Source organism: Streptosporangiales bacterium (assembly GCA_009379955.1).
Lineage (GTDB): Bacteria > Actinomycetota > Actinomycetes > Streptosporangiales > WHST01 > WHST01.
Genome location: WHST01000010.1, coordinates 1 through 24,203 on the forward strand (window position 1 = coordinate 1; position 24,203 = coordinate 24,203).

Consider the following 24,203-nt stretch of genomic DNA (forward strand, 5'->3'; position numbering starts at 1 on the left):
CGCCGAGCATCTCCGCAGCGAACGCCACCAGCCGCGGCCTGACCTGGTCCATCTCCTCCGGGGTCACGGATCAGAACACGACCACATCACGAGCCGGATCAGCGGTAGCGACACACGTAACAAAGTACTACTAGTGTCCTGCGTCGGAAGTTGTGTGCCGCTGCCGGCGTCCAGGTGGGTGCATCGCAAGGCGGAGGTAGGCCCTCGTACTGGGCGTACTTGGGCTCTGCCGACAACGCAGCGAGGTGCCCGCCTGGGCGTCGGCAGGGGTGAACGTACCTCCGACGCAGGACACTAGCTGCCCGGGCCGAGCGCCGCGGCGCGGGACTGGAGGTAGCGCTGCTCCGGGACGCGCAGGGTGCGACGGGCGGCGGTGAGGTAGGCGTCCCCGGCGGCCTCGCGGTCACCGACCAGCTCGAGCAGGTGGGCGCGCACCGCGTCCACGCGGTGGTGCCCCGTCAGCGCGTCGTCGGTCTCGGCCGCGGCCAACTCGCCGAGACCCGCGTCCGCACCGTGGACCATCGCGACGGCGACGATGCGGTTCAGGGTGACCATCGGCCCGGGCGCGACGGTGCGCAGCAGGTCGTACAGGCCGAGGATCTGCGGCCAGTCGGTGTCCTCGGCACGCGGAGCCTCGGCGTGCAGAGCGGCGATGGCGGCCTGCAGCTGGTACGGGCCGACCGGCCCCTCGGCGAGCGTCCGCGTGACGAGTGCGACTCCTTCGTCGATGGCCTCCCTGTCCCACAGGCTGCGGTCCTGCTCGGTGAGCGGGACGAGCGCACCGTCGGGACGGGTGCGCGCCGGCCTTCTCGCGTCGGTGAGCAGCATGAGGGCCAGCAGGCCTGCCACCTCGCCGTCGTCGGGCGGCACCGCGAGGAGCTGTCGGGTCAGCCGGATCGCCTCGGCGGTGAGCTCGACGCGCAGCAAAGCCGCGCCCGAGCTCGCGGTGTATCCCTCGTTGAAGGTCAGGTACAGCACCTTCAATACCGCGGCGATCCGCTGCGACCGTTCCTCCGGCGGAGGAAGCCGGAACTCCGCACCACTGGCCTTGATCCGCTGCTTCGCTCGGCTGATGCGCTGGCCGATGGTCGACTCGGGGACCAGGAACGCGCGCGCGATCTCCGCCGTGGTCAGGCCGCCGACGGCGCGGAGCGTCAGCGCCACCTGCGAGGGCAGCGTGAGCGAGGGATGGCAGCAGAGCAGCAGCAGCAGCGCCAGCACGTCGTCCCCGGCCGGTGCGGCCTCGCTGTCCTGTGGTTCGAGCAGCGCCGCGGTGTCCTCTCGTCGGCGGCGGGCGGTGTCGTTGCGCATCGTCTCGATCAGCCGGCGCGACGCGACCGTGACCAGCCACGCCTTCGGACTGTCCGGCACGCCGTCGACGGGCCACTGCTGCGCGGCCGAGAGCAGCGCCTCCTGTACGGCGTCCTCGCAGCTGTCGAAGTCGCCGTACCGCCGGACGAGGCGCCCCACGACCTGCGGCGCCAGCGCGCGCAGCAGGCCCTCGACCTCGGTCTCCGCCGTCACATCTCCAGTCCGCTGAAGGTGCGGACCGGCCGAACCTCGACCACACCGGCCTCCGCCTCGGGGATACGTGCCGCGATCTCGGTCGCGCGGTCGATGCTGTTGCACTCGACCAGGTAGAAGCCCGCCAACTGTTCCTTCACCTCGGCGAACGGCCCGTCGGTCGTCATCGCCTCCCCGTCGCGCACGGTGAGATGCTTGGCGAGTGACGGATCAGCGAGCGATTCCGACACGATCATCTCTCCGGACGCGGCGAGGTCCTCGTTGAGCGCGGCGTAGGCCCGCAGACCACTCGCCTTCTCGGCCTCGGGCAACTGCTCCCAGAGCTGTCGCGCGTCCGGGTTGGTGTAGATCAGGACCAGGTATCGCACAGGTGCCTCCAGAAATCTCGAGGATTCTCCCACTCGTATGTCGAAACCGGCGCCGCAGCTTCTACCTCCTCGTGAGACCCGCAGAGAGAGGAGAACTGATCATGACCGACCAGACCAAGGCACGAATCAACGGGGTGCGGACCGTCGGTATCCCCGTGAGAGACCAGGACCGGGCGCTGGAGTTCTACGTCGAGACCCTCGGCTTCGAGAAGCTCGTGGACGCACCGGTCGAGCAGCTCGGCGGGCGCTGGATCGAGGTGAGCCCGCCGCAGGCCGCCGTCACCATCGCGCTGACACCCGCCCACGACAAGGTGCCCGCCGGTGTCGACACGGGAATCCGGTTCACGACCGACGACGCGGCAGCGCTGCACACCCAGCTGTCCGGACGCGGCGTGGACGTCGACGAACTGCTGCGCTGGGAGGGCATCCCGCCCATGTTCGACTTCCGCGACCCGGACGGCAATGTCCTCTACGTCGGCGAGAGCTCCTAGGAGAGAGCGCGCATCACCAGGGCGTTGAGGTGCCAGTGCACGCCGGAGTCGCCGGTGAGCTCCAGGTCGTGCTCCGTGCCGCCGGCCAGCTCGAACCGCAGCCAGGTGAACGAGCCGTCGGGCTGCGGACCGGTCTCGGCGAGCAGCGTGCCGCCGGACCTGATGTGCGTCGGCCCGGACGAGACCGTGTCGCCGACGAGGACGTGCACCTCGTGGTCGCCCGACGGCACGGTGAGACGCAGCACGCCGGCGGCGGAGTTGTTGACGAAGTCGCGCCGCAGCGGGTCGACGGTGGCACCGCGGTCGCGGGACTGGGGTGCGGTGCCGACCCAGCCGTAGCCGCGCTGCGCATCCCAGGCGTCGCCGGGAGCGAGCCGCGTGTACGTGTCGAGCAGCGGGGAGTCGGCGGAGCCTGCGTCGAGCGCGAGCGCGACCTCGTCACCGGACGGCACGACGTCGACGCGCTCGTCGCGGCGGTCGACGGCCTCCTCCCCGCCGGTACGGACCTCGATGCCGATCGTGGCCACGGTCGGCGCCACCGTGGGAGGAGTGACGGGCACCGTCACCTCGGCGGTCTCGCCGGCGGGGACCGTCGCGGTGTCCTCGCCACCCGTCCACCCGTCGGGGACATCGGCCAGGACGGTGACCGCGAGGGCTGCGTCGGTGGTGTTGGTGACCGGCACCACCACGTCGTTGGCGCGGCCACCGAACATCGGCGCCGGTACGCGCGCCTCGCCGAGCACGGCCTGCGGCACCTCGCCTTCTGGGTCGATCACGACGAGCGCGTTGAGGTGCCAGTGCTGGGTGTCCTCGCCGCTGAGCTCGAGGTCGATCTCGCGTCCGCTCGCGCCGCCGTCGAGGGTGAAGCTCAGCCAGGCGAACGTGCCGCCGAACTTGAACTCGCTCTCGGCGATCACCTTGCCCTCGGAGCGCACGAACGTCGGGTACGACGAGTGCTGGTCGCCGGTGAGCAGGTAGGTGTCGTACCGACCCGCAGGGATCGCGAGGCGCAGCGTGCGGGCCGTGGCGTCGTTGCAGAAGTCGCGCCGGAGCGGGTCGTAGGAGGTGCCGCGGTCGCGGGTCTGCGGCTTGCCACCGACCCAGCCGTAGCCCAACGCCTGGTCCCAGGTGTCGTCGGGTGTGAGTCGCCGGTACGTCGACATCACCGGGCTCGACGTGGATCCCGCGTCGAGCGCGAGGACGCACTGGTGCCCGGTCGGGGCGATGACGACGGAGACGTCGGCCCTGGCGCCGGTGAGCACGTCGACGCGTGCCGCGTCGGCCTCGACGTGCATCATGGCGAAGCCGGTGAGGACGTCGGTGGGCACCGTGACCGGCAGCGTCGCCTCTCCGAACTCGCGCGAGGGCACGGACAGGTCGGCGGTGCCGCTGGTCCAGGTCTCGGGGACCTCGGCACGCGCGGTGAGGTCGACCGCCCTGCGCGTGGCGTTGCCCGCGGTCACTCGGAACCGGTTGGTCAGGCCGGTCAGGAACGCGTGCGGGCCGTCGGCCGAGCGGATCTGCACCCAGGAACGCCGCGCGTCGAGGATCCGGCACCACTCGAAGTAGTACTCGACCATCGTGTCGCGCCAGACGGTGGCGTGGTCGACCTGGCGGTCGAAGCGCTCGAGCGTGTCGGCGTACCTGCTGGCGTCGATGCGCGGCCGGACCGAGCGCCACTGCCTGCGCAGCCGTTCCGCGGCCTCGAGCCCGTCGAAGTGCGTGTCGTAGATGTGCTGGATGACGTTGCGCCCCGACCGCAACCGGTGCGAGAACGGCACGTGGTGGAAGAACAGCAGCAGCTCGTCGGGACAGCTGTCGAGCGACTCGTACAGCCGGGTGTTCTCCGGGTGGTACAGGCCGGTGTAGCCGTTGCCGGTGGCCGTGGTTCGGTCGAAGCCGGTGCCCTTCTCGTCGGTGCGGTGGAAGCCGTGCGAGACGACCGGGTCGGGGTCGAGGTGGTTGGATCCCGACGACATGAAACCGCAGCCGAGAGGTGAGGTGTAGTCCTCGTAGGTCTCCCACGACGACAGCAGGATGCGCTTCACCGTGGACACCGTCTGAGGATGCGACCCGTAGGTCATGCGCACCCACTCCTCGGCGATGTCGTCGGCCTCGAGCGAGGGGTTCCAGGCGAGCCGCGCGTATCCGTGGTTGTTGGCGGCGGCGAGCTGGTGGAGGGTCCAGTCGTCGCCGTCGTCACCGAAGTTCATGACGCCGGCGACGCCGCTGTGCGAGTAGTCGTACGCGGTGCCGTCGACGATGTCGGCGACCGTCGGACCCTTGCCCTTGGCGTGGGTGTCGAAGTCGTAGACCTGCTTCCACTGCGGCACGAGGTAGCACAGGTGCGTGGTCTGGCCGGTGTACTCCTGGGTGATCTGCAGCTCGAGCATCGAGTTGGTCTTCGGCAGCGCGCCGAACAACGGGTGCACTGGTTCCCTGACCTGGAAGTCGATCGGCCCGTTCTTCATCTGCAGCACGACGTTGTCGGCGAACTCGCCGTCGAGCGGCTTGAACGTCTCGTACGACTTGTGCGCCCAGGTGTCCGGGTCGAAGTCGTGGATGAACGCGCGCCACATGACGATGCCGCCGTGCGGCTCGACCGCCTCGGCGAGCATGTTCGCGCCGTCGGCATGGGTGCGCCCGTAGTCGAGCGGGCCCGGCTGTCCCTCGGAGTTGGCCTTGACCAGGAAGCCGCCGAAGTCGGGGATGGCGGCGTAGATCGTGTCGGCCTTGCGTCGCCACCAGGCCCGCACCTCGCCGTCCAACGGGTCCGCGGTGTCGAGCCCGTCGAGCAGCATCGGGCTGGCGTAGTTGGCGGAGAGGTAGCAGGTCACTCCCCAGGCGCGCAGCGTTTCAAAGAGGCCGCGCAGGTCGCGGATCATCGTGTCGGAGAGGAACTGCGAGTTGGCGTTGACGTTGTTGACGACGGTGCCGTTCATGCCGACCGAGGCGAGGATCCGCGCGTAGTCGGTGTAGTGCGGCAGAACCTCGGGCAGCTCGTCCCAGTGGAAGACCGACAGGCCCGCGTAGCCGCGTTCGACGGTGCGGTCGAGGTTGTCCCAGTGGTTCGCGATCCGGATCGGCAGCGCGGGGCGTTCCCTGACGTCGAGACCGCCGAGACCGCGCTGGGTCTGCAGCAGCCGCAGCAAATGGAACGCGCCGTAGAGCGCGCCGCGCTCGCTCGCGCTGGCCACGAGCACCGCGTCGTCGCCGTCGACGCGACGCCGCCTGAGCACGTAGCCCTCGGGGCCGAGCCGGTCCAGCTCCGCGGCGCCGACGTGCCTGGCGATCCATCGTGACGACCGCCGCGTGCCGACGATCACCGCGCCGTCGTCGCGCGGTTCCTGGCGCTCCGGGATGCGCCGGTCGAGCAGGCCGGACAGGCCCTTCGTCAGCTCCGCCGCCGCGGACCGCAACACGGGATGGCTGCCGCCGGCGACCACATGGGTCAACGCCTCGCGGTACGCGTGCAGCAGGGAGGAGTCGTCGACCCGCGGGTAGCGCAGCCACAACGCGTGGCCGTCCTCGTTCGGCGGCGGACGCCAGTCGGCCCATGCCTCGCGCGGGTTCACGACCAGGCCCGCCGCGGCCACGGCCGCACCGCCGACCAGCAATCCCCGACGTGTCACGTGCTCGGTCATCGCGATGACTCCAGCCTGCTCCGGCGACGCTGCGCGGTATGAGCAACCGGTTTCTGACCGTAGGGTCGGTGCGGAGTCGCGTCAAGGTCGCAGGACGCGGCTACGGACGGTGAGCGCCTTGTGGCCGCCGCCACCTCGGGTGCCCGATCGCGCTGTCAGTGCTGGCTCATCATCGGTCTCGCGGTACGTCACCGGCTCGGGTCGCCGGTTCCCGCGACACGGGTGCCCGAGTAGTATCGACGCACGGTCACCGATGGATGAGAAACCGGTCTCCATGCCGGCTCGAGTGCGTAGGGGGTTCGTTGCGACGCGCCGGACACGTGACGATCTCGAACGTCGCCGCCGCCGCCGGCGTGTCGAAGGCCACCGTCTCGCGGGTGATGAACGGCGTCTCGACGGTCGCGCCCGAGTTCGTCGACCGGGTACGCGACGCCGCCGACCGGCTCGGCTACCTGCCGAGCGCCACCGCGCAGAACCTCTCCCGCGGGCGCACGGGTGCGGTCGGCGTGCTGGTCCCCGACCTCGCCAACCCGCTGTACACGTTGATGCTCAAGGGCATCGAGTTCCAGGCGCGTGACGACGGCTACCACACACTCGTCGCCGACACGAACGAGGAGCCCGAGCAGGAGCCGTGGCGGGCCGCCGAGCTCGCCAGGCAGAGCGACGGGCTGATCCTGTGCGGGCCGCGGATGAGCGACGCCGCACTCGCGGAGCTGACCACGACCGGCCTGCCGGTGGTGGTCGTCAACCGCCGCTCGGCGCGCGGCCTGTTCCTCTCGGTGTGGGTCGACTGTCGCGAGGCGATCGACGGCCTGGTCGCGCACCTGCGCGAGCTCGGCCACCGGCGCGTGGCGTACCTCGCCGGTCCCGAGCGGTCCGCCGCCGACGCCGACCGGTGGACGGCCCTGCAGGCGGCGACGACGCGGCCGATGAGACTGACGCGGGTGGCGGCGGGCGCGATGATGGACGACGGCTACCGCGTGGCCGACCAGGCCCTGGAGCAGGGGGCGACGGGCCTCGTCGGGTACAACGACCTCGTCGCGCTCGGCGCGATGGCCAGGCTCGCCGAACGCGGCATCGCCGTGCCCGACCAGGTGTCGGTGGCGGGCATCGACGACATCACCTACGCCAGGTACACCAGCCCCGCGCTCACCACGATCGCCGTGCCCCAGGCCGACTTCGGCAGGGAGGCCTGGCGGCTGCTCGCCCCGTCCCTGCTCGGCCGCAAGGGCCGCCGGAGCCGGACCCTGTCGGCGCGCCTCGTCCTCCGCGCCAGCACGGGCCCCGCGCCCCGTTGATCACGTCAACGTGATCAACGGTGACTTCACCTCGTGCAGAGACGAGGTGAAGTCACCGTTGGTGAGGTGAAGCGGTCCTACCAGGTCGTGCGGAGGCCGGCGATGAACCACTCGAACGCCGGCGCCATGCTCGGCATCTCGTGCTGCCAGCCGTTCACCTTGCCGACGAGCTGCCAGTAGCGTTCGACGCGGCGGTCGTTGAACAGTGCCAGCCGGTCCGCCAGCTCCGTGCGGTACGAGCCGCCCGCGGGGTCGTCGCCCTCGCCCGCCATCGCCGCCGCCAGCTCGTCGACCAGCGGCCGTGCCTCGGCTGACGCAGGGTCGACGCCGTCGGCGAGGGCCCGACCGGCCTTCTCCGCCACGAGCTGTGCCGCCTGCTGCGCGTTCTCGTCGGGCTGGCCGACGCCCTGCTCGCGCAACTCCTGGCCACGCACGGTCATCTCGCGCGTCCTGGCCTTGTAGTCGGGGTCCTGGATCAGCTCGGCGAGCTCGACCCACGCCTCGACCTGCTCAGGCGTCGGGTCGTCCGGGAGCTCCGGCGGCGCCTGACGCATCATCGACCCGACGGTGCCCTCCTCGACACCGGCGAAGGCGTCGTCGAGGTACTCGGTGACGAGACGTCGCCGTTCCTCACCGGTCATCTGGGCCAACTTGTTCATGATCTCCATCTCCTTGGGTGTGGCCCCTCGCCTGGCCACCGCGCGCAGCACCGTGCGATGCAGGCGCAGCATCCGGATGTGCGCGTCGAGCGCGTCCGCGTGGGCGGACGCGACCTCGGCGACGGTGACCTCGCGGGCCAGCACGCGCTGGACCGTTCGCAGATCGACACCGAGGTCGCGCAGCGTGCGGACGAGCGCGAGCCGGGCAAGCGCCTCTTGCCCGAACAACCGGTAGCCGGCGGGGGTCCTGCCGTCCGGCGGAACGAGACCCTCGTCGGACCAGAACCTGACCGTCTTCACCGTGAGACCGGTGCGCCTGGCCAGTTCGCCGATCGAGAGCAGTGCCGTGCCGCCGTCCATGTCTCCCACCGTGCACCCTCCAGTCGCTGGAGACTCAAGTCCCGATTCTGCACGGTCCGCGCTGCGGGCGGAGTCAGTCGGCGCGCAGGACGGGGCGGAGGGCGTCGAGCACCCCGGCGTCCTCGATGGTCGACGGGACGGGTTCGTCGCGGCCGTCGGCGATGCCGCGCAACGTCTTGCGCAGGATCTTGCCCGACCGTGTCTTCGGCAGGGCGCCGACGACGTCGACGCGTCGCATCGCCGCGACCGGGCCGATCTCCTCGCGTATGTGCGCGACGAGCTCGGCGCACAGCGCGTCGGGATCGGCGTCGATGCCGGCCTTGAGGACGACGAACGCCCGCGGCACCTGCCCCTTGAGGTCGTCGTGAACGCCGACGACGCAGCACTCGGCCACCGCCGGGTGCGCCGCGATGACCTCCTCCATCGAACCGGTCGACAGCCGGTGCCCCGCGACGTTGATGACGTCGTCGGTGCGACCCATGACGAACAGGTAGCCGTCGTCGTCGAGGTGGCCGCCGTCGCCGGTGAGGTAGTGCCCGGGATGCCGGGAGAGGTACGAGGACACGAACCGGTCGTCGTCGCCCCACAGCGTGGGCAGGCAGCCGGGCGGCAGCGGGAGGCGGACGACGATGTCGCCGTCCTCGCCCGCCGGCGCCTCGGTGCCGTCGGGACGCAGGATGCGGACGTCGTAGCCGGGTACGGGGACGGTGGGTGAGCCTGGCTTGGGCGGCATCGGCTCCAGGCCGCGCAGGTTGGCGGCGATCGGCCAACCCGTCTCGGTCTGCCACCAGTGGTCGAGCACCGGGATGCCGAGCAGTCGCGACGCCCAGTGGTACGTCTCCGGGTCGAGCCGCTCGCCGGCGAGGAACAGCGAGCGCAGCGACGAGACGTCGTAGTCGTGCAGCCGCCTGCCGTCGGGGTCGTCGCGCTTGACGGCGCGGAACGCGGTGGGCGCGGTGAACACGACGTGCACGCCGTGGTCCTGCACGAGCCGCCAGTACGCACCCGAGTCGGGCGTGCCGACCGGCTTGCCTTCGTACAGCACCGTCGTGCACCCGTGCAGCAGCGGCGCGTAGACGATGTAGGAGTGCCCGACGACCCAGCCGATGTCGGAGCCGGTGAACATGGTCTCGCCGGGCGCGAGCCCGTAGACGTTGGGCATGCTCCAGTTCAGCGCCACCGCGTGTCCGCCGTTGTCGCGGACGATGCCCTTGGGCTTGCCGGTGGTGCCCGAGGTGTAGAGGACGTAGAGCGGGTCGGTGGCCGCGACCGGCACGCAGTCGACAGGCCCCGCGGTCTCCATCGCCTCGTACCAGTCGACGTCGCGCCCGGACACCAGCGGGGTCCGCGCCTGGTCGCGCTGCAGGACCACGCAGTGCGTCGGCTGGTGCGCGGACAGCTCGAGGGCGCGGGTGAGCAGCGGCCCGTACTCGACGACCCGCGCGGGCTCGACGCCGCACGACGCCGCGACGACGACCTTGGGTGCCGCGTCGTTGATGCGCGCCGCGAGCTCGGCGGCCGCGAAGCCGCCGAACACCACCGAGTGCACGGCTCCGATGCGTGCGCACGCGAGCATCGCGACGACGGCCTCCGGCACCATCGGCATGTAGACGACGACGCGGTCGCCCTTCTCGACACCGAGCCCGGTGAGCACCCCGGCGAAGCGCGCGACGTCGTCACGCAGCTCCCGGTAGGTGTACGTGCGGGTGGTGCCGGTGACCGGGCTGTCGTAGCGCAGAGCGTCCTGGTCGGCGCGGCCGCCTTCGACGTGCCGGTCGAGGGCGTTGTGGCAGGTGTTCAGCTCGCCGTCGGGGAACCAGCGGACGAACGTCGGATCGGTGTCGTCGAGCGCCGTCGTGGGAGGCCGGTGCCAGTCGATCTCCCCGGCTGCGTCGAGCCAGAACCCCTGCGGATCGTCGAGACTCCGCCGGAACGCCGTCGCGTACGCACCCATCGGGTACCTCCTGTGTCGCACGGTGGGTCCACGCCGAGCTCCCACTGGACCGTACTCCGCCGACCCGCCGGCGCGATACGTCGCGGCGGTCCGATTGCGAGGCATCAGGTCACGCGGGCACGATGGGGTCATGCGTCTGATCGCGGCACTCGGCTCGCTCCTGCTCGCCTGCTGTCTCGGCTCATGGGTCGCGCCGGAAGTCTCCGCTTCGACCGCGAAGGTGCGAGTGGTCGACGCCGACGCGCCGTACCCCGAGGGCCCGCTGTGGCGGCACGGCCGGCTGTACTACACCGACTACGCGAACTCGCGGGTCACCGTGTGGCGGCACGGAAGGGAACGGACGTTCTGGCAGCAGAACGGGTGCGGGGCGAGCGGCCTGCTGCCCATGCCGCGCAGCCGGCTCCTCGTCACCTGCTACGACTCGGACACCCTGGTCGAGCTCGACCGGTACGGCACCGTCGTCCGCACGATCGCGAGGGACAGCGCGGGTCGGCCGTTCCTCGGTCCCAACGACTTCGCCCGCGCCCCCGGTGGTGGGATCTACTTCTCGGCGTCCGGCGTCTACGACGTCGACGCGCCGGTCCAGGGGAAGATCTACCACCTCGCCCCCGGCGGCCGGATCCACCAGGTGGCGGCGAAGCTCCACTACAGCAACGGCCTGGCCGTCACACCGGACGGCCGGCACCTGCTCGTGGCCGAGATGCTGGCCAACCGGGTGCTCGGCTACCGCATCCGCGCCGACGGATCGCTGGGCGAGCGCCGGGTGTTCGCCGACATGCGCGAGCTCACGCCCGGACCGCCGCCCACCGACCCCTATACCGGTCCCGACGGGCTGAAGATCGGCCCCGACCGGCGGGTCTACGTCGCGCAGAACGGGACCGGCCGGGTCGTGGTCACGGACCTCCGCGGTCGGTTCGTCCGTGCACCGCGGGTGCCTGCCAGGTACGTCACGAACGTGGCGCTGGGCCCCGGCCGCGCGCTCTTCGTCACCGCGGCGTTCGACGCGAACGCCGAGCCGTACCCGGGTGCGGTGTACGAGCTGCGCCGCTAGTGTCCCCGCCGGAGGACTCGCGGACGACCAGGGACGGTTCGAAGACCAGGCGCTGGTGGACGTGGTCGTCCGGCTGGTCGGCCTCCTCGATCAGCAGCCTGGCGGCCGTCGCGCCAAGCTCGTGGCGCGGCTGGCGTACGGACGTCAGCGGCACGGCGGCAGCGGCGGCGAACTCGATGTCGTCGTAGCCGACGATCGCGAGGTCGTCGGGCACCCGGACGCCGCCGCGCACCGCCTCCTGCAGCGCACCGAGCGCGAGCAGGTCGTTGGCGCAGAACACGGCCCTCGGCGGGTCCGGCAGATCGAGGAGGCAGCGGGTCTGCTCGCGGCCCGAGGCGACGTTGAGGCCGCCGCCCTCCAGGACCACGAGGTCGGCGGGCTTGCGGCCCGCGCGGTCGAGGGCGCGCAGGGCGCCGATGTGCCGGTCGCGGTCCTGGCGGATGGTGAACGGCCCGCAGATGTAGCCGATGCGCTCGTGCCCCTGCTCCAGCAGGTGGGTGACCGCGATGTCGCCGCCGAGCACGTCGTCGACGGACACCGAGCACTGGTCGCGCCGGCTCGCCCTGCGGTCGACGAGCACGACCGGGATGCCGCGTTCGCGCAGCTGGGCGACCCGGCTGCGCAGACCCCTGACCGGACTGATGAGCACACCGCGTACGCGTTGCTCCTCGAGCACGTCGAGGTACGCGGCCTCCTTGCGGGGCGACTCGTCGCTGTTGCAGAGGATGACCGCGACCCCGGCCTCGTTGGCCGCGTCCTCCGCCCCGCGTGCGACGTCGGTGAAGAACGGGTTGGCCACGTCGAGGACGACGAGGCCGATGGTCCGGCTGCGTCCCAGGCGGAGCTGCCGCGCCGACTCGTTGCGGACGAAGCCGAGGTCGGAGATCGCGCTCTGCACACGCTCGCGCGTGGACGGGGTGACGAGGTCGGGACGGTTGAGTACGTTGGACACCGTGCCGACCGACACGCCGGCCCTGGCCGCAACCTCCCGGATGCTTGTCGTGGGCGCCACCCGTCCCCCCGTCCCTCTCCTTGACAGTCAAGACGGCCCGATCCTACCCTCACAGCCAGGGCGCTTGAAACGATTCACATAATCGTGCTGCGAGACGGGACGCAATGACGGACACCGCGCAGGTCAAGGAGCTGCTGCGTACGCAGCGAATCGAGACGCCGTCATGGGGGTACGGCAACTCCGGCACCAGGTTCAAGGTCTTCGCGCAGCAGGGCGTGCCGCGCACCCCGTACGAGAAGGTCGACGACGCCGCCAAGGTGCACGAGTACACCGGCATCGCGCCGAGCGTCGCGCTGCACATCCCCTGGGACACCGTCGACGACTACGACGCGCTCGCGAAGCACGCCGCCGACCGGGGCGTGCGCATCGGCACCATCAACGCCAACGTCTTCCAGGACGACGACTACCGGCTCGGTAGCGTCGCCAACCCTGACCCCGTTATCAGGCGGAAGGCGGTCGCGGCCCTGCTGGAGTGCGTCGACGTGATGGACGCGACGGGGTCGCGCGATCTGAAGCTCTGGTTCGCCGACGGAACCAACTACCCGGGGCAGGACGACATCCGCGGCCGGCAGGACCGGCTCGCGGAGACCCTGGCGCGGACCTACGACCGGCTGTCGGGGCAGCAGCGGCTGCTGCTGGAGTACAAGCTGTTCGAGCCGGCGTTCTACAGCACCGACGTGCCCGACTGGGGCACTGCGTACGTCCACTGCGTGCGGCTCGGCACGCGCGCGCAGGTGGTCGTCGACACCGGACACCACGCGCCTGGCACCAACATCGAGTTCATCGTCGCGCTGCTGCTGCGCGAGAAGAGGCTCGGCGGGTTCGACTTCAACTCCCGGTTCTACGCCGACGACGACCTGATGGCGGGCGCCGCCGACCCGTTCCAGCTGTTCCGGATCATGCACGAGGTGATCCGTGGCGGCGGGTTCGGCGCCGACACCGGGATCGCGTTCATGCTCGACGAGTGCCACAACATCGAGCCGAAGATCCCCGGCCAGATCCGCTCCGTCCTCAACGTCCAGGAGGCGACGGCGAAGGCGCTGCTCGTCGACGCCGACGCGCTGGCGCGGGCGCAGCGGTCCGGTGACGTCCTCGGCGCCAACGCCGTGCTGATGGACGCGTACGACACCGACGTGCGGCCGCTGCTCGCCGAGCTGCGGGCGGAGCAGGGCCTCGACCCCGACCCCATGGCCGCCTACGCCCGCTCGGGCTACGCCGAGCGCATCGTCGCCGAGCGGGTCAGGGGCGAGCAGGCGGGTTGGGGAGCGTGAGGTGACACCGGAGGTTGGGCGGCTGCTGGATCGCTCGCACGAGCTCGGGGCCGACCCGCGCACCACCAACTACGCCGGTGGCAACACGTCGTGCAAGGCGGCGGTCGACGACCCCGTCACCGGCACGCCGACCGAGTTGCTGTGGGTGAAGGGCTCAGGCGGCGACCTCGGCACGCTCACCGAGGACGGCCTCGCCGTCCTGCGTCTCGACCGGATGCGCGCGCTCGTCGACGTCTACCCGGGCGTCGAGCGCGAGGACGAGATGGTCGCCATGTTCGACCTGTGCCTGCATGGCAGGGGCGGTGCCGCGCCGTCCATCGACACCGCGATGCACGGCCTGGTGCCGAGCGCGCACGTCGACCACCTGCACCCCGACGCGGGCATCGCGTTCGCGGCGGCGGCCGACGGCGAGGCGCTGACGCGGGAGTGCTTCGGCGACCGGGTCGTCTGGGTGCCGTGGCGGCGTCCGGGGTTCCAGCTCGGGCTCGACATCGCCGCGATCCACGCGGCCAACCCACGGGCGATCGGCTGCATCCTCGCCGGCCACGGCATCACGACCTGGGGCGACACGTCGGTCGAGTGCCGCGACCGTTCGCTGGACGTGATCCGCACCGCGCAGGCGTACATCGACGCGCGGGTCGCCGAGCCCTTCGGCGCGGTGCTGCCCGGGTACGCTCCGCTGCCCGACGCCGAACGCCGTGCGCGTGCCGCGGCGCTCGCCCCGGTGATCCGCGGTCTGGCCTCGAAGGATCGGCCGCAGGTCGGCCACTTCACCGACTCCGCCGAGGTGCTCGACTTCCTCTCGCGCGCCGAGCACCCGCGACTGGTCGCGCTCGGCACCTCGTGCCCCGACCACTTCCTGCGCACCAAGGTGCGGCCGCTGCTGCTCGACCTGCCGCCCGACGCACCGCTCGACGACGTCGTCACGCGGTTGGCCGAGCTGCATGCCGCCTACCGGGAGGACTACGCGGCGTACTACGGGCGGCACGCCACCGAGGACAGCCCTCCGATGCGCGGCGCCGACCCGGCGATCGTGCTCGTACCGGGCGTCGGCATGTTCTCGTTCGGCAGGGACAAGCAGACGGCGCGTGTCGCGGGCGAGTTCTACGTCAACGCGATCAACGTCATGTACGGCGCCGAGGCGATCTCCACGTACGCACCGATCGGCGAGGCGGAGAAGTTCCGCATCGAGTACTGGGAGCTCGAGGAGGCCAAGCTCAGGCGTATGCCACCGCCGAAGCCGCTGGCCACACGCATCGCGCTGGTCACCGGCGGCGGCTCGGGCATCGGCCGCGCGATCGCGCGGCGTCTCGCGAGCGAAGGCGCGTGCGTCGCGGTCGCCGACCGCGACCTCGCCGCCGCCGAGGAGACCGTCGCGGCGATCGGCGGGCCCGACCGGGCCGTCGCCGTGCGCGTGGACGTCGGCGAGGAGGACGCCGTCGAGGCGGCCGTCCGCGCGACGGTGCTCGCGTTCGGCGGTCTCGACCTCGTCGTCAACAACGCCGGGCTGTCGCGCTCCGCGCCACTCGTCGAGACGTCCGTCGACGACTGGGACCTCCAGCACCGGGTGATGGCGCGCGGCTCGTTCCTCGTCAGCCGGGCGGCGGCGCGGGTGTTGACGGCGCAGGACATGGGCGGCGACATCGTCTACGTCGTCAGCAAGAACGCCGTCTTCGCCGGGCCGAACAACGTCGCGTACGGCGCGGCGAAGGCCGACCAGGCACACCAGGTGCGGCTGCTGGCCGCCGAGCTCGGCGGCCAGGGCATCCGGGTCAACGGCGTCAACCCCGACGCCGTCGTCCGCGGATCCGGCATCTTCGCGTCGGGGTGGGGGGCCCAGCGCGCGGCGGTCTACGGCGTGCCGGAGGAGAAGCTCGGCGCGTTCTATGCGGAGCGCACGTTGCTCAAGCACGAGGTGCTGCCCGACCACGTCGCCGCCGCGGTGTTCGCGCTGGTCGGCGGCGACCTGAGCCAGACCACGGGGCTGCTGGTGCCCGTCGACTCCGGCGTGGCGGCGGCGTTCCTGCGCTGACCGATGATCTTGGAGGTCCTCTCATGACGGTGACACAGGGTTCGGTCGGTCTCGACCGGGTGGCCGGCACGCGACCGAGGATCGGGCTGGTGTCCGGCGGTCTTGGCGCGTACTGGCCGCAGTTCCCCGATCTGCTGCCGCAGCTGCGGGAGTCGGCCAGGCGGGTGGGTGAGCGGCTGCGTGAGCTCGACGCGGACGTCGTCGACGTCGGCTTCGTCTCCGACGCGCAGGAGGGTGCGGTCGCCGCGGAGAAGCTGCGCGCGGCCGGGTGCGACCTCATCTGCGGGTTCCTCACGACGTACATGACGGCGACGATGCTCGTGCCCGTCGCGCAGCGCAGCGGCGCGCCGATGCTGCTGCTTAACCTGCAGCCCACCGAGGTGATGGACCACGCCACGTTCGACACCGGGCAGTGGCTGGCGTACTGCGGCGCGTGCCCGCTGCCGGAGATGGCGAACACGTTCGAGCGGTGCGGCGTGCCGTTCCGCTCGGTGTCGGGCTACGTCGAGGACGAGCGTGCGTGGGAGCGCATCGCGCGCTGGGTGAGCGCGGCCGGCATCCGTGCGACGTTCCGGCGCGGCCGGCACGGCCTGATGGGTCACCTCTACCCGGGCATGCTCGACGTCTCGACCGACCTGACGCTGGTGCCGGCGCACTTCGGCGGGCACGTCGAGGTGCTCGAGTTCGACGACCTCCGGGTGCGGGTCGAGAAGGTGACCGACGTGCAGGTCGAGACCAAGCTCGCGCAGACGCGACAGGTCTTCGAGCTCGACGACTCCGTCGACCCCGACGACCTCGGCTGGGCGGCCCGGGTGGCGTGCGGGCTCGACGTCCTCGTCGACGACTTCGAGATCGACAGCCTCGCGTACTACCACCGCGGGCTCGACGGAGAGACGCACGAACGCCTCGGCGCAGGCATGATCCTCGGCGCCTCGCTCCTCACCGCGCGGGGCGTCCCCGCCGCCGGCGAGTACGAGCTGCGCACGTCGCTGGCGATGCTCGTCATGGACCGGCTCGGCGCGGGCGGGTCGTTCACCGAGATCCAGGCGCTCAACTTCCGTGACGGCGTCGTGGAGATGGGGCACGACGGCCCGGCGCACCTCGCGATCAGCGACGGCAGGCCGTTGCTGCGAGGGCTCGGCGTCTACCACGGCAAGCGCGGCTGGGGCGTCTCGGTCGAGTTCGACGTACGGCACGGGCCGGTCACCGCGTTCGGCCTCACCCAGCTGCGCGACGGCTCGTTGCGGTTCGTCGCCGCGGAGGGCGAGGTGGTGGCGGGGCCGTTGCTGCGGATCGGCAACACGACCTCGCGCGTCGACTTCGGCCGCGACCCGGGCGAGTGGTGCGACGCGTGGGCGGCGACCGCCATGTCGCACCACTGGGCGCTCGGGACGGGACACCGCGTCGGCGAACTGCGCGCGGTCGCCGAGCTGCTCGAGATCCCGCTCGTGGAGGTCGCGCCGTAGCCTGGCGGCATGAACCCAGCGCGGGAGAAGGCGGGCGCATGAGTGGCGACTCGTACACGCATGGCAGGGCCGAGTTCGACGACCGCATCACGGCCGACCCCAACGCGCGCTGGCCGGTCGAGCCCGAGCGCTACCGGCTCGTCGCGTCGCTCGCCTGCCCGTGGGCCAGCCGCGCGGTCGCCGTGCGCCGGCTGCTTGGCCTCGAGGACGTCCTCGGCCTCGCGATCGTCGACCCGATCCAGGACGAACGGAGCTGGCGGTTCACCCTCGACCCCGGCGGCCGCGACCCGGTGCTCGGCATCGCGTTCCTGCACGAGGCGTACGACGCGACCGGCGTCGACTACAGCAACGGCGTCAGCGTGCCGGCGATCGTCGACGTGCCGTCCGGCAGGCTCGTGACCAACGACTTCCACCGGATCACCCTCGACCTTTCGACGCAGTGGACCGCCTACCACCGGCCGGGCGCGCCCGACCTGTGGCCAGAGCCCCTGCGCGACGAGATGGACGAGGTGATGGGGCGCGTCTACCGGGAGCTCAACGACCCCGTCTACGGCGCGGGCTTCGCCGGCAGCCAGGGCGCGTACGAGCACGCGTACGCGAAGGTGTTCGGTTGCCTCGACTGGCTGAGCGAGCGGCTGCGTGACCGGCGATACCTCATGGGCGACCACGTGACCGAGGCGGACATCCGGCTGTTCACGACGCTGGTGCGGTTCGACCCCGTCTACCACGGCCACTTCAAGTGCAACCGCAACAAGATCGCCGAGGACCCGGTGCTGTGGGCGTACCTGCGCGACCTCTACCAGACCCCCGGCATCGGCGACACGGTCAACATGACGCACATCAAGCGGCACTACTACGAGGTGCACACGAACATCAACCCGTCCGGCATCGTCCCCGTCGGCCCCGACCTCGCCTGGACGTCACCCCACGGCCGCGAGGAGCTCGGCGGCTCCCCCTACGGCCCCGACGGCACCCCACCCACCCGCGCCGCCGACCTTCCCACCTACCGCGACACCCTCGACACCTGACCGGTGCCCGAGCGGCCCTTGGTCGAATGATCACGTTCAGTTGGTGAACCCGCACCGAACATGGCGCATGCGCCATGGGAGGTGCGTACTCACCGTGGGAAGTGCGCGGAGTGATGCATCGCGGACGGACGCGCCGCCGCACGCGCGAACGCCGCCCTGACCTTTGCGACGACGCGCTCCGGGTGGGCCAGGTCGGACCAGACGATCCTGACCACCTCGTAGCCCAGCTCGCGGAGGCGGTCCTCGCGGCGCTTCTCCCGGAAGAGCACCAGCGCCGGGTCGGCGCCGTCGGGCGCGTACTTCACCTTGCCGTCGAACTCGACGACAGTCCGCTCCTCCGCGAACAGGAAGTCGACGCGACCGACCACGGCGCCGTCGGAGTCTGTGATCGTCACCTGCGGGACGGGTTCAGGCATGCTCATCCGGTCGAACAGCACTCGGAGTCTCGACTCGCCCACCGACTCGGCTCGGCCGTCGGCGAATCCCACGACGGCTCCGACATCGTGGGAGTACGGCCACGCGTGGAGCTCGGCCGACGCGTCGGCGAGATCGTCCGGAGTGGCGAGATCGCGGTACAGCGCCGCGTCCGCCGCGACCACCGCAGTCTCGAACGAGGCGAAGCACGCTGTCTCCACGACCGCGCGAGCCGTCTGGACCACCGCTACGCCGTCGATCCACGTGGTGTCGCCAGCCCTGAGGTTGCCGACGTGGTGGTGTACGCCGCCCTCGGTCCTGGCGGCGCCCATGTCGGTCCTGGTCACGTGCACCTGCCGCAGATCGGCGTCCCACAGCGGCAGGCCGTACAGGGCCGCGGCCGAGAGGTGGCTCACGACGGTTCGCTCGCCGAGGGACAGGACGACGGCGCGCGTGCGCAGGACGTGCCGGCCGACCTCGTCGAGGCCATCGTGGTACGCGCGTGCGACGTACGCGCCGCGGCGGATCCGCAGCCACAGCCCGTCCCGCAGATACCTGCGTACGTCCTGCTCGGTGTATCCGCAGGCGAGGAGTTGGCCGTAGGTGACGACCTGGCCCTGTTGGGCGAAGAGTGCTTCGAGGCGTCCGTTCATCCGTTCACGATGCGGCCTCCGGAGTGGACCGAGCGGTGCGAGAGGTGGATCTGTGGACGGCGGGTCTCCCACACACTTCCCACGGTGAATACGCACTTCCCACGGCCCATGAGCCGTGTTCGGTGCGGGTTCACCAACTGAACGTGATCATTCGCGGAGGGTTGCGGCGGTGGGGCGTTTCGGGTAGGACCGTTGAAACGATTCACGGGCCGGAGGGGCGATGACCACGGGCGGGACGGTGACGTGTGCGGCCGTCGACCTCGGGGCCGCGAGCGGGCGGGTGGTGCTCGGCAGGGTCGGCGCGGACGTCCTCGACGTCACCGAGGTGCACCGGGTGCGCAACGAGCCGGTCCGCCGCGGCGGTCACCTGTGCTGGGACGTCCCGCGGCTGTACGACGCGGTGCTCGACGGACTCGCCGTCGCGGCGCGTACGGCCGACGTCGTGAGCGTCGGGGTCGACTCGTGGGCCGTCGACTACGGTCTGCTCGACGCTGACGGCGAGCTGCTCGGCGACGTCGTGCACTACCGCGACGAACGGACGGCCGGGCTGGTCGACGACGTCGCGTCCGTCGTGCCGCGGCAGGAGCTGTACGCGCGCACGGGCATCCAGTTCCTGCCGATCAACACCGTCTACCAGCTCGTGGCCGAACGCGCGGACGGCCGGCTCGCCGCCGCGCGCACAATGCTGCTCGTCCCCGACCTGCTCGCCTACTGGCTGACCGGCGAGGTCGGCGCCGAGGTGACGAACGCGTCGACCACCGCGCTGCTCGACGTCCACACCGGCGGCTGGGCGACGGACCTCGCCGAACGCCTCGGTCTGCCCGCGCGGTTGTTCCCCCCGCTGCGTCACCCCGGTGACCGCATCGGCCCGCTGACGGCCGACGCCCGCCGCCGCACCGGGCTGCCCGAGGCGACGCAGCTGCTCGCGGTCGGCTCCCACGACACCGCGTCGGCGGTCGCCGCGGTGCCCGCGAGCGGGGAGCGTTTCGCCTACGTCTCGTGCGGCACCTGGTCGCTCGTCGGCGTCGAGCTGCCCGCACCCGTCCTGAGCGACGAGAGCCGCGCCGCGAACTTCGCCAACGAACGCGGCGTCGACGACACGGTCAGGTACCTGCGCAACGTCATGGGCCTGTGGCTGCTGCAGGAGTGCCTGCGTCACTGGCGCGAGGACGGGTTCGACGCCGACATCGCGTGGCTGCTGCGCCGGGCCGGCGACGAGCCCGCGTTCGCCGCCGTGGTCGACCCGGACGACCACGCGTTCCTGCCGCCGGGCGACATGCCGGCGCGCATCGCCGACGCGTGCCGACGCACGGGGAAAGCCGTCCCCGCGACCCCTGCCGCGACCGTCCGGTGCGTGCTGGAGAGCCTCGCCCTCGGCCACCGCAGGGCCGTACGCGACGCGGTGCGGCTGTCCGGACGCGACGTCGACATCGTCCACATCGTCGGCGGCGGCGCGCGCAACGCGTTGCTCTGCCAGCTCACGGCCGACGCCTGCGACCGGGCGGTGGTCGCCGGTCCGGTCGAGGCGACGGCACTCGGCAACCTCCTCGTGCAGGCACGCGCCCTCGGGAGGCTCGGCGACCTCGCCGACCTGCGCCGTCTCGTCGCCGCCACGCAGCCGACGACGCGGTACGAGCCGCGTCCCGCCCTCGTCTCCCGGTGGGACGCCGTGGACGCATCGGTGCCACGCACCGCAGGCTCCGGCTGATTCGACGGACCCGGCACGGTCCGTCGCTGTTGTGGCGCGGCGCGTCGCCGGCGACGACAATGCCGACATCGACATGCGGCGAGGAGCTGACCCATGGCCGGTGGGACGGGACGTGGGGGCGGGCAGGGACTCGCGGCGATCTCGGCGCCCGGCCTCGTGGGCCGCGACGGAGAGCTCGCCGCGCTGGTCGAGGCGCTGTCCGGGCAACCCGCGCTCGTCCTCGTCGCGGGTGAGGCCGGCATCGGCAAGTCCCGGTTGTTGCGGGAGTTCCTGGCGCGGAACGACGGTCACCGGCGCCGCACGCTCCTCGTCGGCTGCCCGCCGTTCCGCGAGCCGTACACCCTCGGCCCCGTCGTCGACGCGGTACGGCAGGCGACCGACGACGTCGCCGACCTCGGGCTCTCGGGGCTCGCCGGCGCACTGCGACCCGTCTTCCCGGAGTGGGCAGACGGGCTGCCGCCCGCACCGGAGCCGCTCGACGACGCGAAGGCGTCACGGCACCGGCTGTTCCGCGCACTCGCCGAGCTGCTGAGCCGGCTCGACGTCGGCACGCTCGTGCTCGAGGACCTGCACTGGGCCGACGAGGTGACGCAGGAGTTCCTGCTCTTCCTCGCGTCGTACGACCCGCAGCAGCTCAGCCTCGTCGTCTCGTACCGTCCCGAGGACGTGCCCGCCGACTCGCTGCTGCTGCGGCTCTCGTCGCGGCTGCGGGGCCGCACTCCGCAGCTGCGGCTGGACCTGGAGCCGCTCGACGTCGACCAGACGGCAGGACTGGTGTCGTCGATGCTCGGTGGCGAGCACGTCTCCGCCGCCTTCGCGACGTTCCTGCACGGGCACACCGACGGCCTCCCGCTCGCCGTCGAGGAGTCGGTGCGGTTGATGCGCGACCGTGCCGACCTCGTGCGCCGCGACGGTGAGTGGGTCCGCCGGCGGCTCGACGAGATCGAGGTGCCGCCGACCGTCAGGGACGCCGTGCTCGAACGCACGTACCGTCTCGGCGCGGACGCCCAGGTCGTGCTCCGGGCCGCGGCGGTCCTGAGCGACCCGACCGACGAGGCCGTGGTGATCGCCACCTCGGGCCTGGAGCGCGATCGCGCGACGGCGGGCCTGACCGACGCGCTCGCCTGCGGGCTGCTCGTCGAGGACGAGCGCCTGCTGGTGTCGTTCCGGCACATGCTCGCGGGCAGGTCGGTCTACGACGCGGTCCCCACGCCCCAGCGACGCGCGCTGCACGCCCGTGCGGGCAGGGCGCTCGAAGGGCGCACCCCGCCACCGATCGCGCGCCTTGCGCGGCACTTCCGCGAGGCCGGCGACACCGAGACGTGGTGCGGGTACGGCGAGCGCGCCGCCGATCTCGCGCTCGCCTCGGGAGACGAGGCCACGGCGACGGACCTGCTGTGCGACATGATCGGTGCCGGAGATCTGTCGCCCAGGGCGCTCATCCGGTTGTTCGACAAGGTCAGCATGGGAGCGCTCGCTCACCCGTCGTCGTTGCATGACATCGTTCGCGTGCTCCGCGCGGCTCTCGCCGCCGGCGACCACTCGCGCGAGATCGAGGGCGAGCTGCGTTTCCAGCTCGGTCGGGCGCTGAGCGGGCTCGAGGAGTACACGGCGTGCGGCGACGAGTTCGTGCTGGCCGTGCCGTTGCTGACCCACGCACCGCTCAAGGCGGTCCGGGCGATGTTGCTGCTCGGCCGGCCGCGCCGCACCGCAGAGGCGGTCGCCGGTCACCGCCGCTGGCTCGAGCGGGCCGCGAAGTCGTCGGTACGCCTGTCGGCGACCGACCGCCTCGGCGTGCAGGTGGAGCGGGTGACCTCGTTGCTGCTGCTCGGTGAGGAGGACGGCTGGGCGGAGGCGGCCAAGATTCCCGAGGAGCCTGCGTCGCCGGACGAGCGCCAGCACGTCGTCCGCGCACACCTCAACATCGGCGACGCGGCCGTGCAGTGGGGCAGGTACCCGGAGGCGCGGCGCCGGCTCCAGCTGACCGTCGAGATGGCGGAGCGCTACGAGCTGGTTCGCAATCGCTGGCTGGCCCGTGTGAACCTCGTCCACCTCGACTGGTTCACCGGGAACTGGCAGGGACTCGCCGAACGCGCTGCCGACCGGGAGCTCGACGGCGTCGACCTGCCGATGCTGCGTGAGGCGGTCCTCGTGCGCGGCCTGTTGCTGGCGGTGGCCGGCGAACGGGTGGCGGCCGCGGAGCACCTGGAGCAGATCCTCGCGGACACCGGTCGCACCGGCGCGGTCGACGCGAGCCTGGAACCGGCAGCGGCCCTCGCACACGTCCATCTCGCCGACGGTAGGGTCGACGAGGCGCTCGCGGTGACGGCCGACGCCGTCACCGCGATGAGGACCAAGGGACTGTGGTTCCTCGCCACCGAGATCGTGCCCGCCCGCGTCCAGACCCTTCTCGCCGCCGGCCGGGTCGCGGATGCCGGCGAGCTGGTCGACGCCTTCACCGCCGGGCTCGGCGGACGCGGCGCGCCGAGCGCGGGAGCCGCGCTCGAGCTGTGCCGGGCGCTGCTGACCGAGGCCACGGGCGACGCGTCGGACGCGGCCGTTGCGTACGGTCGCGCCGCCGAGGCCTGGCAGGCGCTGCCGCGCCCGTACGACGCGCTGCTCGCCCGGGAGCGGCAGGCACGCTGCCTGTTCGCGTCCGGTGACGACGACGCGGCGCTCGCCCTCCTCACCGGCGCGCTCGCCGGGCTGACCGAGCTCGGCGCCGTGGCCGACGCGACACGGGTGACGCACGCGCTGCGGCAGCACGGCGTCGACGTGAAGCGTCCCTGGCGCGGGGGGCGGCGAGGGTATGGCGACGAGCTCTCCCCACGCGAGCTCGACGTGGCGCGCCTGGTCATCGGTGGCCGGACGAACCGCGAGATCGGTGCGGAGCTGTACCTGTCGCCGAAGACGGTCGCGCGGCACCTGCACGGCGCGATGCGCAAGCTCGGCGTGTCGACCCGGACCGCACTCGCCGTCTCGGTCGTCGAGGCGGGCCTGGCGTCCGACACCGGACGACCCACGGCAGAGCGCGCGGGCTGAGCGAGGGGCGGAGCGCAGGAGGGCTGCGGGAAACTGGGTCATCTGCCCACTCGCTACGGAGCAGGGCGCGGCCACAGCCTTGGCCCATGCCACCTCCCCCTGATCACGCGGTGCCCGACCAGCCCGACGGCGTCCCCGACGACGCGGCGTCTGCGGACGGCGTGACCGGGGAGGACGGCGACCGCGACGGCTACGAGCCGCTCTGACGACGGACGCCCGCGCACCCAT

At 71.9% G+C, this 24,203-nt stretch carries 16 protein-coding genes; 9 read left to right on the forward strand and 7 right to left on the reverse strand.

The genetic code is table 11. The annotated features are described in order from the left end of the window. Positions 1-294: 294 nt before the first annotated feature. Entirely contained in the window at positions 295-1,524 is a 1,230-nt protein-coding gene (locus tag GEV10_04700) for a sigma-70 family RNA polymerase sigma factor (protein MQA77768.1), read from the reverse strand. Beyond that, positions 1,521-1,892 carry a YciI family protein gene (locus GEV10_04705; protein ID MQA77769.1) on the reverse strand — a complete coding sequence of 124 codons (372 nt, stop codon included), beginning with the start codon at positions 1,890-1,892 and terminating at the stop codon, positions 1,521-1,523. The genes GEV10_04700 and GEV10_04705 overlap by 4 nt, the downstream gene beginning before the upstream one ends. A 101-nt stretch (positions 1,893-1,993) precedes the next feature. On the opposite strand from GEV10_04705, the gene GEV10_04710 reads away from it, so the two are divergent. Then, positions 1,994-2,383, forward strand: coding sequence for a glyoxalase (locus tag GEV10_04710; GenBank protein ID MQA77770.1), 390 nt, complete (start codon positions 1,994-1,996; stop codon positions 2,381-2,383). Here GEV10_04710 and GEV10_04715 read toward each other — a convergent pair. Continuing rightward, on the reverse strand, positions 2,380-6,027 hold the full coding sequence (locus GEV10_04715) for a glycoside hydrolase (protein MQA77771.1): 3,648 nt from the start codon (positions 6,025-6,027) through the stop codon (positions 2,380-2,382). The two genes, GEV10_04710 and GEV10_04715, sit on opposite strands and share 4 nt — an antisense overlap. A gap of 257 nt (positions 6,028-6,284) precedes the next feature. Here GEV10_04715 and GEV10_04720 point away from each other — a divergent pair, with 257 nt between their 5' ends. After that, on the forward strand, positions 6,285-7,325 hold the full coding sequence (locus GEV10_04720; protein ID MQA77772.1) for a LacI family DNA-binding transcriptional regulator: 1,041 nt from the start codon (positions 6,285-6,287) through the stop codon (positions 7,323-7,325). 77 nt (positions 7,326-7,402) lie between these two features. Here the strand turns inward: GEV10_04720 and GEV10_04725 are convergent, their stop codons facing one another. Then, positions 7,403-8,344, reverse strand: coding sequence for a MerR family transcriptional regulator (locus tag GEV10_04725; protein MQA77773.1), 942 nt, complete (start codon positions 8,342-8,344; stop codon positions 7,403-7,405). Between the two features lie 73 nt (positions 8,345-8,417). Next, on the reverse strand, positions 8,418-10,298 hold the full coding sequence (locus tag GEV10_04730) for an AMP-binding protein (GenBank protein MQA77774.1): 1,881 nt from the start codon (positions 10,296-10,298) through the stop codon (positions 8,418-8,420). Between the two features lie 130 nt (positions 10,299-10,428). Here GEV10_04730 and GEV10_04735 point away from each other — a divergent pair, with 130 nt between their 5' ends. Then, the gene (locus tag GEV10_04735; protein MQA77775.1) at positions 10,429-11,349 is read left to right on the forward strand and encodes a hypothetical protein; all 921 of its coding nucleotides are present in this window, start codon (positions 10,429-10,431) and stop codon (positions 11,347-11,349) included. Here the strand turns inward: GEV10_04735 and GEV10_04740 are convergent. Beyond that, positions 11,285-12,361 carry a substrate-binding domain-containing protein gene (locus tag GEV10_04740; protein ID MQA77776.1) on the reverse strand — a complete coding sequence of 359 codons (1,077 nt, stop codon included), beginning with the start codon at positions 12,359-12,361 and terminating at the stop codon, positions 11,285-11,287. The two genes, GEV10_04735 and GEV10_04740, sit on opposite strands and share 65 nt — an antisense overlap. A gap of 104 nt (positions 12,362-12,465) precedes the next feature. Between GEV10_04740 and rhaI the strand changes: the two genes are divergently transcribed. The 4 genes from rhaI to GEV10_04760 are packed head-to-tail and all read left to right on the forward strand — an operon-like array spanning position 12,466 to position 18,158. Next, a complete protein-coding gene (gene rhaI, locus GEV10_04745) occupies positions 12,466-13,632 on the forward strand; it encodes an L-rhamnose isomerase (GenBank protein ID MQA77777.1) in 1,167 nt (388 codons plus the stop codon). A 1-nt stretch (position 13,633) separates the two neighbouring features. Continuing rightward, on the forward strand, positions 13,634-15,664 hold the full coding sequence (locus GEV10_04750; protein ID MQA77778.1) for a bifunctional aldolase/short-chain dehydrogenase: 2,031 nt from the start codon (positions 13,634-13,636) through the stop codon (positions 15,662-15,664). Between the two features lie 23 nt (positions 15,665-15,687). Then, on the forward strand, positions 15,688-17,130 hold the full coding sequence (locus tag GEV10_04755) for an arabinose isomerase (GenBank protein MQA77779.1): 1,443 nt from the start codon (positions 15,688-15,690) through the stop codon (positions 17,128-17,130). A 38-nt stretch (positions 17,131-17,168) separates the two neighbouring features. Beyond that, positions 17,169-18,158, forward strand: coding sequence for a glutathione S-transferase family protein (locus GEV10_04760; GenBank protein ID MQA77780.1), 990 nt, complete (start codon positions 17,169-17,171; stop codon positions 18,156-18,158). 89 nt (positions 18,159-18,247) lie between these two features. On the opposite strand, the gene GEV10_04765 is transcribed toward GEV10_04760, so the two are convergent. Continuing rightward, complete coding sequence (locus GEV10_04765; protein MQA77781.1) at positions 18,248-19,225, reverse strand: hypothetical protein; 978 nt, start codon at positions 19,223-19,225, stop codon at positions 18,248-18,250. Between the two features lie 220 nt (positions 19,226-19,445). Here GEV10_04765 and GEV10_04770 point away from each other — a divergent pair, with 220 nt between their 5' ends. Next, entirely contained in the window at positions 19,446-20,933 is a 1,488-nt protein-coding gene (locus tag GEV10_04770) for a rhamnulokinase (GenBank protein ID MQA77782.1), read from the forward strand. A 93-nt stretch (positions 20,934-21,026) separates the two neighbouring features. Further along, positions 21,027-23,975 (forward strand): AAA family ATPase, encoded by a 2,949-nt coding sequence (locus tag GEV10_04775; GenBank protein ID MQA77783.1) that lies wholly within the window; start codon positions 21,027-21,029, stop codon positions 23,973-23,975. Positions 23,976-24,203: the final 228 nt, after the last annotated feature.

What these genes read in the sequence shown, in the direction of transcription:
- GEV10_04720 (MQA77772.1), top strand. Translation starts at nt 6,285, where the DNA reads ATGAGAAACCGGTCTCCATGCCGGCTCGAGTGCGTAGGGGGTTCGTTG.
- GEV10_04775 (MQA77783.1), top strand. Translation starts at nt 21,027, where the DNA reads ATGGCCGGTGGGACGGGACGTGGGGGCGGGCAGGGACTCGCGGCGATC.
- GEV10_04710 (MQA77770.1), top strand. Translation starts at nt 1,994, where the DNA reads ATGACCGACCAGACCAAGGCACGAATCAACGGGGTGCGGACCGTCGGT.
- GEV10_04725 (MQA77773.1), bottom strand. Translation starts at nt 8,344, where the DNA reads ATGGACGGCGGCACGGCACTGCTCTCGATCGGCGAACTGGCCAGGCGC.
- GEV10_04735 (MQA77775.1), top strand. Translation starts at nt 10,429, where the DNA reads ATGCGTCTGATCGCGGCACTCGGCTCGCTCCTGCTCGCCTGCTGTCTC.
- GEV10_04770 (MQA77782.1), top strand. Translation starts at nt 19,446, where the DNA reads ATGACCACGGGCGGGACGGTGACGTGTGCGGCCGTCGACCTCGGGGCC.
- GEV10_04760 (MQA77780.1), top strand. Translation starts at nt 17,169, where the DNA reads ATGAGTGGCGACTCGTACACGCATGGCAGGGCCGAGTTCGACGACCGC.
- GEV10_04715 (MQA77771.1), bottom strand. Translation starts at nt 6,027, where the DNA reads ATGACCGAGCACGTGACACGTCGGGGATTGCTGGTCGGCGGTGCGGCC.
- GEV10_04765 (MQA77781.1), bottom strand. Translation starts at nt 19,225, where the DNA reads ATGAACGGACGCCTCGAAGCACTCTTCGCCCAACAGGGCCAGGTCGTC.
- GEV10_04730 (MQA77774.1), bottom strand. Translation starts at nt 10,298, where the DNA reads ATGGGTGCGTACGCGACGGCGTTCCGGCGGAGTCTCGACGATCCGCAG.
- rhaI (MQA77777.1), top strand. Translation starts at nt 12,466, where the DNA reads ATGACGGACACCGCGCAGGTCAAGGAGCTGCTGCGTACGCAGCGAATC.
- GEV10_04755 (MQA77779.1), top strand. Translation starts at nt 15,688, where the DNA reads ATGACGGTGACACAGGGTTCGGTCGGTCTCGACCGGGTGGCCGGCACG.